The organism is Streptomyces sp. RG80 (assembly GCF_040446465.1).
Classification (GTDB): Bacteria; Actinomycetota; Actinomycetes; order Streptomycetales; family Streptomycetaceae; genus Streptomyces.
Genome location: NZ_JBEAAJ010000004.1, coordinates 513828 through 529929 on the forward strand (window position 1 = coordinate 513828; position 16102 = coordinate 529929).

Sequence of the window (16102 nt, forward strand, 5' to 3'; positions counted from 1 at the left end):
AACCCCGGGGAGTCCCCGCGGCCCACCCGACGTAGCACCGCATGCAAAAAGCCCCCGGCTGTCACCGGGGGCCAAGCGCAAACCTCTCAACCGCCATCCCTAGCGATCGACCCGCGAGGCCGGGATTGCCGTCCCGTATGGCCCGCGAGCAGAGGAGCTGATGCCCAGTATGACCGACGCCCCACCGAATACGCCATCCCACTTCGGACACGGCCCCGCGCCGTCGCCGGAGGAGCCCGGGCAGGCTCCGTTCAACCTGGAGGCCGAGTGCGCGGTGCTCGGCGCCTGTATGCACGACAGCGCCGTCATCGACACGGTCCGGCACATCCTGGGCGAGGGCGCCTTCTACCGGCCCGCGCACGAGACCATCTGGCGTGCTCTGCTCGCCCTGCACCGTGAGGACAGGCCGACCGACCCGATCGTCCTGACCGAGCTGCTCCAGCAGCAGGACGACCTGTTGCGCGTGGGCGGCCCCGCCTACCTGCATCAGCTCGCCGACGTGCACTACAGCGTCGGCAGTGCGGAGCACCACGCGGAGATCATCCGCGAGAAGGCCAATCTTCGACGCCTGCTCGCCTCGGCGATACGTACCGTCCAGCGTGCCCAGGAGCCGGGTGCCGATCCCGAGGCGATACGCAGCGAGGTCGAGGCGGAGATGCGGGCCGAGCGCGAGCGGGCCCTCGCCTCGGGCCAGGGCCGTCTGAACCGGTTCGCCAGGGACGGGTGGTCCTTCGTCAAGGAGACCGGCGCGGACGCCGAGCCGTTGTGGGGCACCCGTGAGAAGACCGTCTGGGCGCCGGGCGAGAGCCTGATGATCGTCGGCGCTCCTGGGGTCGGCAAGACCACCCTGGCCCACCAGGTGGTCTTCGCCCGTCTCGGCCTGTCGGAGACGGTCCTGGAGATGCCGGTCGCCCCGAGCAGGCGGGTGCTGTACCTGGCGATGGACCGTCCCAAGCAGATCGCCAAGGCCATGGCCCGCCGCGTCTTCGACACCGACGAGGCGATCCTGCGCGAGCGGCTCGTGGTCTGGGAGGGCCCGCTGCCCGCCACCCTCGACAAGGAGCCCGACCTCCTCGCCGACCTCGCCTCCGCCCACCGGGCCGACACCATCGTGATCGACAGTCTCAAGGACGCGGTCAGCACGATGGTCGACGACGGCCTCGCGGTCGCCTTCCACAACGCCCGCATGCGCGCCCTGCGAGGCGGCGTGGAGATTCTGGAGCTGCACCACCAGCGCAAGGCCACCGCCGACGCCCCGCGCGGCCAGCGCCCCGCGCTGGACCAGGTCTACGGCTCCACGTGGTTCACCGCCGGGGCGGGCAGCGTCCTGTTCGTCACCGGCCGGGCCGGAGACCCCGCCGTCACCCTGCACCACCTCAAGACCCCCACCGGGGAGGTCGGCCCGCTGGATGTCACCCACGACCACGTGCGCGGCACCACCACGCTCGACCCGACCAAGGATCCCGCCGTCCTGCTGCGCAACGCCCCCGGTGGCTTGACCGCCCGTGACCTGGCGACCGTCCTGATCGGCGGTGGCGACCCCGAACGCGGCGACGTGGAAAAGGCACGCCGCGCCCTGGGTCGTCTCGTCGACAGCGGTCTGGCCACCAGGGTGGACGGTGTCGCCGGAGGTGTCGGAGGCGGGCAGCAGACCCGCTACTACGCCACCTCCCGGCACCTCACCGCCGTCGGCTGAGGCCGGGCGCCAGCGCCCAGAAGCGTTCACGCGACCGTACACGCGGCCCTCACGCACCAAGGCCGCCGTGAGCCGCTCACAGCGTTCACGCTCACCGTAAAACCGCAGGTCAAGCGATCACGCGAGCGTCCACGCCGTACACGCGCCCAGGCGTACACGCGCGGGACCCCCTTTAGAAGGGGGCCCGCGTGAACGCCCCCGCCGTGAACGCTCCTCACCCCCGCACCACAAGCCCCGCTTCCCCTGCACCTGGAGCCCTTCACCTTGCACTCACCCATGCCTGACAACCCCCACCACGTGCGGCAACCGGCCCGCCGACGCTGGCGCCTTCCCGCTCGCCTCCGCCGGCGGGCACCCGCTACCGCTGAGGGGCGTCGCGTGAAACACAAGGGACGTACCACCCTCGTCCTCGGCCTGGTGGCGGTCGTCCTCATGGCCTTCCGGGTCTCGTGGAACGCGCTGTCCGACGTAGCCCGCGCCATCGGCGCCGACCCCACCGCCGCCTTTCTCTACCCGATCGTCGTCGACGGGCTGATGGCCCTCGCCCTGATCGCCACGCTCGTGCTGACCGGCGCCGACCGGAAGTTCGCTCTGCGGGTCCTGGCGGCCTATACGATCGCCAGCCTCCTGCTGAACTACGTGCACGGCCTCGTTCCGGCCCTGCACACCACGTCGGTCGAGTGGGGCCGACTGGTCGGCTGGGACCCTGCGAACTGGGCTCTCGTGCTGTTGGCCACGTCGCTCCCGGTCGGGTCGATCTACTTCGGGTCGGACCTGGTGGCGAAGGTGCTGCACCACAACCCCGAGTCGGCCGACTCCGCCGAAGCAGCCGCTGCCCGGTCGGTGAGTCAGCAAGCTGACCGGCAGGCCCGACGGTCAAGGTTTGACCAGGCCGAATCGGCCCCCGAGCAGCTGACCGACTCAACCCCCGGGAAGGTCGCTGAGGCACACATGCCGAGGCCGACCGAGGCCGCCGAGTCGGCCCCCGCTACCCGACCGCCCCGGTCAGCCGCTGTGGCGGAATTGACCGGAGGCACCCCGCGTCGGGCGACCGGTCGGGTGGCCGCCACCGCCAAGTCGACCGCCGACCGGACCCGAACCGACGCCGAAGTCCTCGACGAGGCCCGACACCTGACCGCCGACTGGAGCGACGACCGGCTGACCGCCGAGCGCCTGCGTAGCGGACTGCGGATCGGCCAGAAGCGGGCCCGCGCCGTGCGCGACCTACTGCAGGCCGAGCGCACCGGCCAGGCCGAGCGCGTCGCCTACGACGGCTTCGAAGCCGAGCCCCTCGACGGACTCGATGAAACCGCCTCCCAGCGGCAGAAGGAACCCGACCCTGCCCCCGTCGGCGCCGCCTGACCCCCGCAAAACGGCCCACCGACCGCCCTCCCTCCCGGTCACCCTCGTGCCCACGAGCGCAGAGGTCCGCGGCCACGCACAGCGCTGCACCCAGCACCCCACGGAGACCCACCCCATGCACGAACCGCACCATGAACTCCCCACGCCCCAGCAGGGGATAGCGGCCACCTCAGCCCCAGACGGCGCAGCAAGGTATCCCGCTGGACCGTCCACGGACGGCCCTGACGGGGATGCCTCCGCCCCGGGGGTGGCGGAGGTACTCGGGCACCAGGGGGCGCCCGAGCAGGAACAGCCCGCCGGCACCGCCGCGCCATTGCCGCGCGCTGCCGAAGCCGCAGCCCTGCACCGTGTCGCCCGACGCCGTCGGCGAGACGCCAACGGCCAGCGCAAGGAGCGCGTCGACGCCCGCTACAGCGTCGCCGAGAAGGCCGACATCCTGCGCAGGGCCCGGTCGCTGAACATCGCCGGCGCCCACTACGTCGGAGCCGTCGTCATGGCCCACGTCCACGGTGACCTCGCCCTGCCCGGCCAGCGCACCGAACTCGACGACTACATCGACGAGCTGACCGCCCTGCGCAGTGAGGTCGCCAAGATCGGCTACAACATCAACCAGATCGCCAAGAAGCTCAACTCCGGCGGTCATCCACACCCTGGGGACACCGCCGTCCTGACCCAGACCGAGCAGACCCTGACGGCAGTCGGCACCACCGTCCGCCACATCGCCACCGCCGCGAACCAGGCCGTCGCCAAGAAGGCAGCCCGATGATCGCGAAGATCATCAGCGGTAAGAAGACCGCCGGATTGATCCGGTACCTGTTCGACACGAAGAAGGCCAAGGACCACACCGACCCGCATCTGGTCGCCTCCTGGGACGGCTTCGCCCCCGACCCCGGCCGCAGTGACGACCCCGACGTCACCAGGAAGCTCCTCGTCGCCGACCTCGACCTGCACGTCAAGCAGGTACGGCGACTGGGCCGCGCACCCGAGAAGCACACGTGGCACTGCTCGGTCCGGGCTGCCGAGACCGACCGCGTCCTCAGCGACGAGGAGTGGGCCGACATCGCCCGCCGCATCGTCGCCGCGACCGGCATCGCACCCGTCGGCGACCCGGACGGCTGCCGCTGGGTCGCCGTTCGCCACGCCCCCGACCACATCCACATCGCCGCCACCAAGGTGCGGGCGGACCTGCGCACCGCACGCCACTGGAACGACTACCTCACCGCCGACCGCGAACTTGCCGCCATCGAGAAGGAATACGGCCTCTTCCGCGTCGTACGCGGCGATCGCACGGCCGCCAAACGGCCCACCCGCGCCGAGCAGGAGAAGGCTCGCCGAGCTGGCCAGGACAAGACCGCCCCGGAGCGGCTGCGCGCCACCGTCCGCACCGCCGTGGCCGCCGCCTCCAGCATGGACGAGTTCCTCCACCTGCTCAGCCACCTCGACGGCGTGCTCGCCGAGGTCGTGTACTTCCCCTCCGGCGACGTGCGCGGCTACAAGGTCGCTCTCGCAGACGACGCAGGCAGCCCCATCTGGTACTCCGGCTCGAAACTCGCTCCCGACCTGTCCTTCCCCAAGATCCAAGAACGCCTGGAGAACATCGAACCGCATCCCACCGACCAGCCGGGCCGACGCCGACCCGATCCCTGGCACCAGGCCACGGCCGCCACCGAGCGCATCCCCCATCGCCTCGCCCAGAACCACGACGAAGCCTCCCAGGCCCACCTCGCCGCCTTCGGCGAAGCCCTCGACGCCCTCCCCCTCCTCGCACCCCACCCCCTCAGGCCCCAACTGCGAGAGGCGGCAACCGCGTTCGAGCGCGCCACCCGCTCCCGCATCCGCGCCGAACACCACCACGCCCGCGCCCTGCGCGGCGCGGTACGGGCGATGCTCCGCGAGCCTGCGCCCAAGGACGGCGCTGCCCTGGCGATGCTCCTCGACGCCGCGCTCCTCGTCGTCATCGCCGCCGCCCGCTGGCACGAGCTCCGCCACCACGACCAGCAGGTCGCTGCCGCCCATCAGACCCTGATCCATCTCCAGGCCGCCTACGAGCAGACAGCAGCTGCACCACTGGCCGCCCTCGCCCAGCGTCGACCGCCGCAACAGACCGTCGACCGGCACATCCGCCACCTACGCCAGGCCGTACCCGACCACGCCGAGCAGATCACCGAAGACCCCGCCTTCGACGCCCTCACCGCTGTCCTCGCCGCAGCCGAGGCCGCAGGCCACAACCCTGAACGGCTCCTCCGACAGGCCGCCGACCAGCGCACCCTGGACGACACCCGATCCCCTGCAAGGACCCTGGCCTGGCGTATCGAGCGCCTCAGCGCAAGGCCGGCACCCAGCGCCCGAGCCCGCGCGGCGCAGGCCCGCAGTGTCGGCGCTCAGTGCCGTATCGCAGGGCCGGTCCAGATTAGTGCTGCCTCTCCATCCTCGCAGCAGACGCAAGCACGGAGGCGCTAACCATGGTTGGGCGGCTCGCGGCTTCCCGCTGCGGGTGAAGCGTCGGAGGCAGCAGCCGGTGCGATGGGCAACAGCGCGGCCCGCCCCAGAACTTCGACCAGGTGCTCGGCCAGGAGACCGACACGGGGGTCGGGCTGAGTGGGGCACATCACTCAGTCCTTCTATCTCGCCCAGCGAAGCGATTCCGGTTGCTCCCGTTTCGATACTGACACCACGGAACCCAGCCCTCATTAATCACATTCTCATCACAGGATGGTCATGCCTTCGCGCGCTGGGTAAAGAGCTTGGTCAGGTACGCGTCATAAATCGGCTGTGAACCTGGGTGGGGGATATGAGAACAACGCGGGGCGGGCGTTCCGGCATCGGTAGATGGAGACGGAGAGGTGTCTCGGCGATAACTGCTGCGGCGCTGTTGGCGGTCTTACCGGTGGCGGGTTCGGATCCCGTCGCCCAGGCAACTGCTGACAGCGCTGAACTGTCTGAAGGGCAGAAGGCGCTGGCCGAGGCACAGGAGTCCGGCGAGCGGGTGGAGGTCACCGGGGAGCGTGGGGAGCGCACAACGGTCTTCGCCAATCCGGACGGTTACACGTTCACGTTGGAGGAGTCGTCCGTCCCGGTGCGGGTGGCTACGCCTGGTGGTGGATGGCGCACGCCGGATGCGACGTTGGAGAAGCGTGCGGAGGGTTCGGTCGCTCCCAAGGCAGCTGCCGTGGAGATGATGTTCTCCGGCGGCGGGGATGCGCCCTTGGCCCGGATCGTTGAGCAGGGCCGGTCACTGGAACTGGACTGGCCGGGCGAACTGCCTGCACCGGAGCTCGACGACGCCAGCGCGCTGTATCGAGAGGTGCTGCCGGACGTAGACCTGAAAGTAACCGCAACAGTTGAGAGCTTCCAGTACGTGCTGGTGGTCAAGACCCCGGATGCGGCAGCCGACGAGGAACTGAAGGAACTCACCTTCGGCCTCAAGACGCAGGGCCTGGACATCATCAAAGGGACGGCGGGCAACCTGGCCGCCGTTGATGCGGATGGGCAGACCGTGTTCCGGGCGCCCCCAGCGTTGATGTGGGATTCGGCAGGCACGGCTGCCTCGCAGCAGCAGATGAGGCTGGCGCGAAGCGCGGCGGCGGATCCGTCCGATCCGGCAGAGGCAGCACCGTCGGGCTCAGGGCTGGAGCCGGGCCAGGGCGACACCGTGGCTCGCATGGATGTCGGGGTGACGAAGGACACGCTGACCGTCGTGCCCGACCCCGACCTCCTCACCAAGACGGAGGCCGCCGACTTTCCACTGTTCATCGACCCGACCGTGACCTGGGGCGAGTCGGAACGCACTCTGCTGCGCTCGGACGGCTACGAGTCCTACGGCTGGGGTAACGGCGAGGACGGCCTCGGCAAGGGCGCAGGTAAGTGTGGCACCTGGAACAGCTACTACTGCGGCCCGGGATACGTGCAGCGCCTGTATTTCGAGTTCTCCCCCGCCAGCCTGAAGGGCAAGAACGTCCTGGACGCCACGTTCCGGGTCACCGAGCCGTGGGCGTTCCAGTGGTGCGACCCGCACCGTTGCGGACGCCCGTGGCCGCGAGACTGAGAAACGCGAGTACGCAGGTACCAGCCCGGCAGACCCGGACTTCGGTGGCGGCGTCGGTGCCACCTACAGTGCCACGAAGTTCCAGCACACTCTGGACGACAAGGAACGCATCGTCACCGGGCCGGACGGCGCTGTCTGGACGTACGGCTTCGACCTGTTCGGACGGCAGAGCAGCGTGTCTGACCCGGACAAGGGCATGTCGACGATGGAGTACGACGTGCTTGACCAGCTCACCAAGAGCACAGAAGTAGCGCGCGGCAAGAGCATTCTCACGGGCTACGACGAACTGGGAAGGGTCATCGGTACCTGGGACGGTGTGAAGGACGATGGTCATCAGTTGACCGCGCGCACCTACGACTCGCTCCTCAAAGGCCAGCCGGCCTCGACCACCCGCTACGTGGGTGGCAAGAACGGCAGCGCGTACACCAAGACGGTCACCGGCTACGACACACTCGACCGCCCCACCGCCACCACACTCACTCTGCCGTCCACCGACCCGCTCGTCGCCGGAGGTGCGCCCGCCACTGTTGAGTTCTCCAGCTCCTATCGGCTCGACGGCACCCTGGGCAGCAACAAGGAACCTGCCGTTGGTGGACTGCCGTCCGAGGTCATCGAGTACACGTACACCCCTCTGGGCCAGGTCGAGTCCATCATCGGGGCGACCGGATACCTGCTGGATGCCGACTACTCGGCCTTGGGACGCGCGCAGCAGTACACGCTTGGCACTGCCAACACGGAAGAACACAAGAAGGTCTACGTCAACAACAAGTTCGAGGAGGGAACCGGCCGCCTCATCCGTAGCTTCGTCAAGGATCAGACGCATTCGTACATGCTGATGGACCTGAACTACACCTTCGACCAGGCCGGCAACATCACCGCCGTAGCCGACCCGGCAACACTCGGCGGCACCAGCACAGCCGAAACCCAGTGCTACGGGTATGACGGGAACCAACGCCTCGTCAGGGCCTGGACCCCGTCATCCCAGAAGTGCGACGACACACCCACCGCGACCAGTCTCTCCGGGCCCGCGCCCTACTGGACCGACTACACATACAACTCGGCCGGGCAGCGAGTCACAGAGGTCCAGCACGCGGCGAGCGGAGACATCACCACCACTTACTGCTACAAGGAAGGGCGCCCGCACACGCTCTCCGGAACCAGCAAGAGCGCCAACTGCGCGTCTCCTGACAGCTCCTACGGCTACGACACCTCCGGAAACACCACCAAGCGTCCCGGCAGCGGTGGGGACCAGGCACTCATCTGGTCTTCGGAGGGCCGACTTGCCGAGCTCACCGATGACGGCAAGAAGACCGACTACCTCTACGACGCTGATGGGGACCTGCTGATCCGCAGTACGGAGAATGGTGAGCGCATCCTGTATGCCGGGAGCACCGAACTGCACTTGAAGGCCAACGGCAGCACCTGGGCGCAGCGCACGTACTCCTCGGGCAGTCTGGACATCGCCGTTCGCACCAACCAGTCCGGGAACAACAAGCTCTTCTACCTGGCGGGAGATCACCAGGGGACGCAGACCCTGTCTGTGTCTGCGGATAGCGCTCAGGCATTCACCAAGCGCCGTACAACCCCCTTCGGTGCGGAACGAGGCGCGACCGAGGGAGGCAGCTGGCCCGACGACAAAGGCTTCCTGGGCAAGACGAAAGACACAACGACGGGCCTCACTCACCTGGATGCCCGCGAGTACGACCCAAAGATCGGTCAGTTCATCAGTGTCGATCCGGTCATGGAAACCGACGACAGTCAGTCACTGAACGGCTACTCCTATGCCGCAAACAATCCGGTAACCACCAGCGACCCAACGGGACGCACCAGGTGCGATGTCGACCCCTCCTTCTGTGGCCCACCACCCAACCCTGGGCCGGGTGCGCCCTGTCCCAGCCTCACCGACCCGCAATGCCCCGAATATGGCGGAGGCGGGGGTGGTGGCTCCGGCAGCGGAGGCTCTGGTGGTGGAGGAGGCGGAAGCGGAGGCTCCAGCCCTGTATACGGTCCTGCGAGCTGCGGGGCTCCTCCGCTCCCAGCCTGCGGCCCCGTCTACGGCCCACCGTCACAGCCGCCACTCCTGCTAGGGCCCGATCCTGCTCCCATCCTGTCCTTCTCGGCCAACTGCGGCATCGAGTCGGAATGGAACTACCTCTGCAACGCGGGCAACGGACTCATGACTTCCGGAACTTACCTTCAGGAGGGATTCAACCGTTCCAGTCAGCTGATTTCGCAGTCCGCCCGCGACTTGCGGAACAACCCCAATCCCAGCGTGCGCAGCCAGGCGGGCAAGACTCTGCGCTCCCTGCAGACCCACCCTGGCCTACAGCGGGTGGGTGCCATCGGGCGCAGCCCGATGGCACAGGCGATAGGAAGCAAGGTCTTGGTTCCTGGTGGGATTGCCTTCACTGGTTGGTCTAATTACAACAGTACAGGCGGCAATATCCCGCTGACCGTTGCTGAAACAGCCGCCGACTACTATGTCGTCCTAGGCGCCACAAAGGTAGGAGCCAACCTAGGCGCAGCCATTGGCACCGCTTTTGGGCCGGGCGGTACCGTCGTCGGCGCCGCTATCGGAGGAGCAGGCGGAGCAGTAACCGGAATTCTGATGACCGGGCCGGTCAACAACTTCATGTCAAATACGTGGAGGGGTGTTAGGGGGTGGTTCGACTAGCTGACAGCCGACAGCATGTAGGCCGGGTGGCCTTCGGGGTGGGATATCCGCATCGAGGCCGCCTGGCCTTATTCATCAATGCAGCGATATTTGAATAAATCCAGAAGGTGTGGCATATGGTCTTCCTTGGAATTGCATTCTCGCTGGCGCTGACATTTATGTCCTGGAAGGTTGTGCAATTGTGGGCTAATCCTGGACTGGTTGACCACTTTATGAATTCATTTACCATCTTGCCGTTTGGTGAAAATGTTCGTCGAGGTGAAGTTCGCTCGCTGGGTCTCACCGTCGTGGGGCTATGGTCTATTATGCCCATGTTTTTTCTGGGGCTCTATGATGTCGAACAGAAGGGTATATTGCTTATACTTTCTGCCGCTTTTGTGTTTCTAGTGCTTTTGTGTGTACTGCTCGAGGTCTGCGTGGTCCTATTCAACTGGCCGAAGTTCGTCGTTCCTCCGCACATGCGATCCGATCTAGGGGTAATCGCAGAGCGCCGGGCGCATCGGAGGGCAACGCGCAAGAAGCCGGAAGGTCGCTGATAACGCAGAGCTCTCTGGTGGGCCGGCCCACCCTGATCCGGGGGTGTGCAGCTAGGCGGGCAAAACTCTGCGCTCCCTGCAGACCCACCCTGGCTTCTAGCGAGTGGGGGAGCATCGGACGCAGCCTGATGGTGCCGGCGATCGGAAGGGGGTTGTGGTCCCTGGTGGGATTGCCTTCGCTTGGTGGTCCAACTACAACAGCACCGACGGCGACATAGCTCTGTCGACCGCAGAGACAGTCGCGGACTATGCGGTGGTTGTTGGTGCCGCAAAGCTGGGAGCCACCCTCGGCGCGACTATCGGCACGGCCGTCGGGGGCCCGCCGGGAACCGTTGTCGGCGCCGTCATCGGAGGGGCAGCCGGAGACGTCACGGGCATCCTCTCTACTGGCCCGATGAGCAACCTGATGTCGAGGGGATGGAAGGCCGTCAAGGGTTTGTTCGGCTGACACACTGACCACGTTATGGCCTCGGGTGGCTATCGCAGCGTCGGCATTGCTGTGGTACCCACCCGGTATCCCGTATCCAGCTGCAGCGCATGATGTGAGGACTGAAGGATCGTGAAATGGCATACCTTATAGGGGCCTGTTTCTTTCTGTGCGGAGCCGCTTTCATGTCCTGGAAGGCCCGTCAGCTTTGGCTTAACGCTGATCAGGTCTCGTTCTTCATGGCCACGTTCACAGTCCTCCCATTCGGTGAGGAAACAAGGCGTGGCGAGGTGCGCTCTGTGAGCCTGACGGCTGCGTCACTCTGGGGTATCGGGCTTCTGTTCCTTACGGCCTGGACGGAGGAGGGCAGTGCGATCACTGGTGTCATCTTCCTCATCTCCATGGCCGTGATCGCGCTTAGCTTGATACTTGAAGCTTGCGTTGTTCTGTTCAACTGGCCGAAGTTCGTCGTTCCGCCGCACATGCGATCCGATCTTGGAGTGATTGCGGCAAATCGAGCACGGCGGAGAAAGGTAAGGCGTAGATCCGTGCGGGACTGATATTTTCGGTGACGTATTCTTTCGGTGTCTTCCTTTATGGCAGGCGCGGCATTCTTGACCTGGAAGTTCATCCGGCTAGGGAAGAAGTCCTGAGCTGGTGGAATGGTTCATAGGCACCTTCACCACCCTGTCGTTCGGGCGTGATGTCCGTAGGGGGAGGTCCGCGTTTTCGGAGAACGCATCAGCCCTGGTGGTGGAGCTTGAAAAATACCGGTCACCAGCCTGTCCTGCGTGAGCGGACGATCTGGCACCAGTCATCGGTATGTGGATCGCCCCATAGGCGAAAGTGCTCTGGCCAGGTGGTTCCGGACACCGAACCGTCCGGAACCGGAACCTCCCAGCAAGCTTTGGCCAGGACTTTTAATCCATTGGACGCGCGTGGATCTCTCCCGTCGGCGGCTTGTCGCCTGCCCAATCCGTGGAGCAGATCCTGGCAAGCTCCACCACCCATTGCAGGTCCCGCTCCGGCAGCTGAGCCGCGATGTTGTCCAGCCACTCCTGCTCGGTCATACCGTGATCCCCTCTCACTCTAAGGTACATCTTCCGCCATTCTCCTGGGAGCACGAGCCGAACCGGGGCTTCCTGCGCGCCCTGCACGCCCTCGCCCGCGCCGCGGGGTCGATCGGTGAGCAGGAGGAGTACGAGCGCTGCTCGCAGTTCCTGAAGGACTCCTCGCCCACGGCGGCCCAGACGCTGGGCTGACCGTCGGCCGGGTGTGAGGTCCGTCTGACTGCTCAGGCGGACCTTGCCTTTTCGCGGGACCATCGAAGAGGATGCACCGCGGGGACCGGGGCGCCCTGTCGACGACGGCAGGTTGCGGACCGCTACCCGGAGTAATACAGGAGACAGCGATGTCGTCCCATGAGGCTCATGAATCGCAGGAGCCCGAGACCCCGCATCTCGACTTCGAAGGCACGACGCCGTACGAGGACTACGTCAAGGCGGACGTGCTCACCCACCTCCAGCACACCCTCTCCGACGATCCCGGAGAGATGGTCTTCCTGGTCACGACCCAGGTCATGGAGCTGTGGTTCACCGTCATCGTCCACGAGTGGGAGACCGCGGCGCGGGCGCTGCGCTCCGACGACGTGCCGGTCGCGGTCGACGCGCTGAAGCGTTCGGTACGGGAGCTGGAGGCGCTGAACGCGTCCTGGCGGCCGCTCGGACAGCTCACGCCGGCCCAGTTCAACTCCTACCGGGCGGCCCTCGGCGAGGGGTCCGGTTTCCAGTCGGCGATGTACCGCCGGATGGAGTTCCTGCTCGGCGACAAGTCCGCGTCCATGCTCGTCCCGCACCGGGGCGCGCCCCGCGTCCACGCCGAGCTGGAGAAGGCGCTGCACGAGCCGAGCCTGTACGACGAGGTCCTGCGCCTCCTCGCGCGGCGCGGGCACGCCATTCCGCAGGCCGTGCTGAGCCGGGACGTCTCCCGCCGGTACGAGCCGTCGGAGGAGGTCGAGGCCGCCTGGACGGCCCTGTACTCCGGCGACCCGAACGACGAACTCGCCCGTCTGGGCGAGGCGTTGACCGATGTCGCCGAGCTGGTGTGGCGCTGGCGCAACGACCATCTGGTGGCCACCCGGCGCGCGATGGGCGCCAAGGCGGGCACGGGCGGTTCGGCCGGGGTGGCGTGGCTGGAGAAGCGCGCGCAGAAGAACGTGTTCCCCGAGCTGTGGACGGCGCGGTCCTATGTCTGAACTGACCTTCAAGGCAAGGGAGTTGGACGCCGGGGATCAACTGGCAGGTCTGCGCGAGCAGTTCGTGCTCGACGAGGTCGTCTATCTGGACGGCAACTCGCTGGGCGCGCTGCCCGCCGCCGTCCCCGGACGCGTCGAGGACGTCGTACGGCGGCAGTGGGGTGCCCTGCGCATCCGGTCCTGGGACGAGAGCGGCTGGTGGACCGCGCCGGAGCGGATCGGTGATCTGATCGCCCCGCTGGTCGGTGCGGCGGCCGGGCAGATCGTCGTGGGCGACTCGACAAGTGTCAACGTCTTCAAGGCGGTTGTGGCGGCCGTACGGATGGCGCGGGCCGACTCTTATGACTCTTCCCCTCGGGACGAGATCGTCGTCGATGCCACGACCTTCCCCACCGACGGGTACATCGCCGAGTCCGCGGCCCGGCTGACCGGCTGCACGCTGCGTCCCGTGACCCCGGCCGAGGTGCCGGGGGTGCTGGGCGAGCGTACGGCGGCGGTGCTGCTGAACCATGTCGACTACCGCACCGGACGGCTGCACGACCTGCCCTCGCTCACGGCCGCGGTGCACGACGCGGGCGCCTACGCGGTCTGGGACCTGTGCCACAGCGCGGGCGCGCTGCCGGTCGGGCTGGACGAGCACGGGGTGGACCTGGCGGTCGGCTGCACCTACAAGTACCTGAACGGCGGCCCCGGTTCACCGGCGTACCTCTATGTGCGCTCCGGTCTCCAGGACCGTTTCGACTCCCCGCTGCCCGGCTGGAACTCCCACGCGGAGCCCTTCGGCATGCGGCCCGACTTCGAGGCGGCGCCGGGTGCGCTGCGCGGGCGGGTCGGCACGCCGGACATCCTGTCGATGCTGGCGCTGGAGGCGGCGCTCGAGGTCTGGGAGGGCGTCCCGATCGAGTCGGTGCGCGCCAAGTCCCTTGCCCTGACGGACTTCTTCCTGGAGTGCGTGACGGCGTACGTGCCCGCGGACCGGGTGGAGTCGCTGACCCCGGTCGCCCACGGGGAGCGCGGCAGCCAGGTCGCGCTGCGCTGCGACGACGCCGGGGACGTGATGAAGAAGCTGATCGAGCGGGGCGTGGTCGGCGACTTCCGGCGCCCGGACGTGCTGCGGTTCGGGTTCACTCCGCTGTATGTCGGGTTCGCGGACGTGGAGCGGGCGGCGCGGGTGCTGGGCGAGGTCGTGGCCTGACGCGGTTCGCGGGAGCCGAGAAGTCGGGGTGCGCGCGGCGGGGCGTCAGGTCAGGTAGGCGCCCGCCGCGGCGGCCGTGAACGCGGCTCGTGCCGCGCGGTCGGCGGCCTCGGGGGCGGGGGGCGTGCCGGTGGTGAGGAGTGCGTAGTAGAGGGGCGCCGAGACCGCTCGTATGACCTCTGCGGGATCGGTGCCCGGCGGCAACTCCCCGCGTTCTACGCCCAGTTGGACGCAGGGAGCCCACTCGGCGACCCGGATGTCGTAGAAGCGGCGCAGCGCCTCGGCCGTACGGTCGTCGCAGGTGGCCGCCGCGATCACCGCGCGGAACAGGGCGCCTTGGCGGGGATCGGCCAGAGTGCGCTGCACCAGACGGGCGTTGGCCGTCAGGTCGCCGAGCGCCGAACCGGTCTCCTCGCGGGGCAGCGACTGCTCGGCCATGTCGGCCAGCAGATCGGCGACCAGTCCGGTGACCGAGCCCCACCGCCGGTACACGGTGGTCTTGCCGACCTCGGCCCGGCGGGCGACGTCCGCGAGGTCGAGGTGCGCGAATCCCCGCTCCGCGAGGACGTCACCGGCGGCCCGCAGCACGGCGGCCCGCACACGGGCGGTACGTCCTCCGGGACGCAGGGTGCCGGGTTCGGCGGACATAACGGTCTCCATGGGACGGTCGTGAGGGACGGGCGGTGCCGACGTGCGGCATGGAGGCCAGCGTAACGAAACAGCAGAACCGTTTAACCCTCACCGAGCGTGACATCCCCGTGTCCGCGCACGTCACCGGCCTGATACCGTCCCCGCCAACGGCCGAACTCTCGCCAGGTCCGCCACATCTGTTTCGTCCAAATCCGTTTCACCGCTGAGAGGTTGGACCATGCCGGACGACGCCGCCGCAGCCCGGGCCGCCGCCGAGGAGGAGTCGGCCTTCTCCCACCCGCCCGTCGACCCGGACGTCAGCGCGGCGTACGGGGACCACCCCGACCAGGTGATCGACTTCTACGCCCCGCGCGACGAGGTCGCGCTCACGCCCCTGGTCGTCGTCCTGCACGGGGGCGCCTGGCGCGCACCGTACGACCGGCGGCACATCACCCCGTTCGCGGACTTCCTGGCCCGGCGCGGGTTCGCGGTGGCCAATGTGGAGTACCGGCGGGGGGCGGTGGCGCCGGAGTCGGGCGAGGGAGCCGTCGGCGGGCCGGTCGCGGGGCGGTGGCCGGACACCTTCGACGACGTCGCGGCGGCGCTGGACGCGCTGCCCGCGCTCGTACGGGAGGTCCTGCCGCAGGCCGATCCGCGGCGCACGGTGATCACCGGGCACTCGGCGGGCGGCCACCTGGCCCTGTGGGCGGCGGCCCGGCATGTGCTGCCCGCGGACGCGCCGTGGCGCACGGACCGGCCCGCGCCGCTGCGGGGCGTGGTGGCGCTGGCGCCGATCGCGGACTTCGCGGTCGCGGGGAAGCTGGACGTGTGCGGGGGCGCCGCGCTGCAACTCCTCGGTGGGGAAGCGCAGTTCGGTGACCGCCGTCCCTACGCGGACCCGTCGCTGCTGCTTCCGACGGGCATCGCGACGACCCTCGTCCAGGGCCGGACGGACACGGTCGTCCCGGAGGCGGTCGCCGAGTCGTACGCGGACGCGGCGGCGAAGGCGGGCGAGGTGGTGGGGCTGACGTTGCTGGAGGACGTCGGGCACTTCCCGCTGATCGATCCGGCGGCGGACGCGTGTGCGGTGGTGGTGGAGGAGATCGCGCAACTGGCGTGGTGAGCGACGCCGCCCTCTTCTCCTGCCTCTGACGGGTGCCTCTGATGTGCCTCTGATGTGCCTCTGAGGGGCCCCCTTTCATACCCGTAATACCTGAGAGCTACGTCGTGAGTGAGCTCCCCGGTGGGACGCGGACTACGCGGCCGGATCCGTAACTTCCCCA

12 protein-coding genes and 2 pseudogenes are annotated in these 16102 nt (G+C 68.0%); 12 read left to right on the forward strand and 2 right to left on the reverse strand.

Annotation, left to right across the window (positions count from 1 at the left end; genetic code table 11):
• The first annotated feature begins 160 nt into the window (after nucleotides 1-160).
• From ABKA17_RS16460 to ABKA17_RS16495, 8 genes and pseudogenes are all read left to right on the forward strand, one after another.
• Nucleotides 161-1696 carry a DnaB-like helicase N-terminal domain-containing protein gene (locus tag ABKA17_RS16460; RefSeq protein ID WP_353692788.1) on the forward strand — a complete coding sequence of 512 codons (1536 nt, stop codon included), beginning with the start codon at nucleotides 161-163 and terminating at the stop codon, nucleotides 1694-1696.
• A gap of 378 nt (nucleotides 1697-2074) precedes the next feature.
• Nucleotides 2075-3058: a DUF2637 domain-containing protein gene (locus tag ABKA17_RS16465; RefSeq protein WP_353692789.1), complete on the forward strand. Its 984-nt coding sequence runs from the start codon at nucleotides 2075-2077 to the stop codon at nucleotides 3056-3058.
• Between the two features lie 115 nt (nucleotides 3059-3173).
• Nucleotides 3174-3824: a MobC family plasmid mobilization relaxosome protein gene (locus ABKA17_RS16470; RefSeq protein ID WP_353693012.1), complete on the forward strand. Its 651-nt coding sequence runs from the start codon at nucleotides 3174-3176 to the stop codon at nucleotides 3822-3824.
• A complete protein-coding gene (locus ABKA17_RS16475) occupies nucleotides 3821-5518 on the forward strand; it encodes a relaxase/mobilization nuclease domain-containing protein (protein WP_353692790.1) in 1698 nt (565 codons plus the stop codon). Before ABKA17_RS16470 ends, ABKA17_RS16475 begins: the two co-directional genes overlap by 4 nt.
• A 331-nt stretch (nucleotides 5519-5849) precedes the next feature.
• A pseudogene (locus tag ABKA17_RS16480) lies at nucleotides 5850-7070 on the forward strand (LamG domain protein jellyroll fold domain protein); the annotation flags it as partial.
• A gap of 208 nt (nucleotides 7071-7278) precedes the next feature.
• Nucleotides 7279-9777, forward strand: a complete 2499-nt coding sequence (locus ABKA17_RS16485; protein WP_353692791.1) for an RHS repeat domain-containing protein — start codon at nucleotides 7279-7281, stop codon at nucleotides 9775-9777.
• Nucleotides 9778-9893: 116 nt separating this feature from the next.
• A complete protein-coding gene (locus tag ABKA17_RS16490) occupies nucleotides 9894-10313 on the forward strand; it encodes a hypothetical protein (RefSeq protein ID WP_353692792.1) in 420 nt (139 codons plus the stop codon).
• A 612-nt stretch (nucleotides 10314-10925) separates the two neighbouring features.
• Nucleotides 10926-11300 carry a hypothetical protein gene (locus ABKA17_RS16495; protein ID WP_353692793.1) on the forward strand — a complete coding sequence of 125 codons (375 nt, stop codon included), beginning with the start codon at nucleotides 10926-10928 and terminating at the stop codon, nucleotides 11298-11300.
• Nucleotides 11301-11660: 360 nt separating this feature from the next.
• On the opposite strand, the gene ABKA17_RS16500 is transcribed toward ABKA17_RS16495, so the two are convergent.
• A complete protein-coding gene (locus ABKA17_RS16500; protein ID WP_353692794.1) occupies nucleotides 11661-11810 on the reverse strand; it encodes a hypothetical protein in 150 nt (49 codons plus the stop codon).
• 36 nt (nucleotides 11811-11846) lie between these two features.
• On the opposite strand from ABKA17_RS16500, the pseudogene ABKA17_RS16505 reads away from it, so the two are divergent.
• The 3 genes and pseudogenes from ABKA17_RS16505 to kynU form a co-directional block, all read left to right on the forward strand.
• Nucleotides 11847-12002: pseudogene (locus tag ABKA17_RS16505) on the forward strand (DUF3151 family protein); the annotation flags it as partial.
• Between the two features lie 149 nt (nucleotides 12003-12151).
• On the forward strand, nucleotides 12152-12994 hold the full coding sequence (locus tag ABKA17_RS16510) for a tryptophan 2,3-dioxygenase family protein (protein ID WP_353692795.1): 843 nt from the start codon (nucleotides 12152-12154) through the stop codon (nucleotides 12992-12994).
• The gene (gene kynU / locus ABKA17_RS16515) at nucleotides 12987-14189 is read left to right on the forward strand and encodes a kynureninase (RefSeq protein WP_353692796.1); all 1203 of its coding nucleotides are present in this window, start codon (nucleotides 12987-12989) and stop codon (nucleotides 14187-14189) included. The genes ABKA17_RS16510 and kynU overlap by 8 nt, the downstream gene beginning before the upstream one ends.
• Nucleotides 14190-14234: 45 nt before the next feature.
• Here kynU and ABKA17_RS16520 read toward each other — a convergent pair whose 3' ends face one another.
• On the reverse strand, nucleotides 14235-14837 hold the full coding sequence (locus ABKA17_RS16520; RefSeq protein ID WP_353692797.1) for a TetR/AcrR family transcriptional regulator: 603 nt from the start codon (nucleotides 14835-14837) through the stop codon (nucleotides 14235-14237).
• Between the two features lie 220 nt (nucleotides 14838-15057).
• Here ABKA17_RS16520 and ABKA17_RS16525 point away from each other — a divergent pair, with 220 nt between their 5' ends.
• Nucleotides 15058-15942, forward strand: a complete 885-nt coding sequence (locus tag ABKA17_RS16525) for an alpha/beta hydrolase (protein WP_353692798.1) — start codon at nucleotides 15058-15060, stop codon at nucleotides 15940-15942.
• Nucleotides 15943-16102 lie beyond the last annotated feature (160 nt).

Bases quoted from the DNA above. Each gene is read 5' to 3' on its own strand.
- ABKA17_RS16495 (WP_353692793.1), top strand. From the start codon at position 10,926: ATGTCCTGGAAGGCCCGTCAGCTTTGGCTTAACGCTGATCAGGTCTCG.
- ABKA17_RS16520 (WP_353692797.1), bottom strand. From the start codon at position 14,837: ATGTCCGCCGAACCCGGCACCCTGCGTCCCGGAGGACGTACCGCCCGT.
- ABKA17_RS16510 (WP_353692795.1), top strand. From the start codon at position 12,152: ATGTCGTCCCATGAGGCTCATGAATCGCAGGAGCCCGAGACCCCGCAT.
- ABKA17_RS16475 (WP_353692790.1), top strand. From the start codon at position 3,821: ATGATCGCGAAGATCATCAGCGGTAAGAAGACCGCCGGATTGATCCGG.
- ABKA17_RS16470 (WP_353693012.1), top strand. From the start codon at position 3,174: ATGCACGAACCGCACCATGAACTCCCCACGCCCCAGCAGGGGATAGCG.
- ABKA17_RS16500 (WP_353692794.1), bottom strand. From the start codon at position 11,810: ATGACCGAGCAGGAGTGGCTGGACAACATCGCGGCTCAGCTGCCGGAG.
- ABKA17_RS16460 (WP_353692788.1), top strand. From the start codon at position 161: ATGCCCAGTATGACCGACGCCCCACCGAATACGCCATCCCACTTCGGA.
- kynU (WP_353692796.1), top strand. From the start codon at position 12,987: ATGTCTGAACTGACCTTCAAGGCAAGGGAGTTGGACGCCGGGGATCAA.
- ABKA17_RS16490 (WP_353692792.1), top strand. From the start codon at position 9,894: ATGGTCTTCCTTGGAATTGCATTCTCGCTGGCGCTGACATTTATGTCC.
- ABKA17_RS16525 (WP_353692798.1), top strand. From the start codon at position 15,058: ATGCCGGACGACGCCGCCGCAGCCCGGGCCGCCGCCGAGGAGGAGTCG.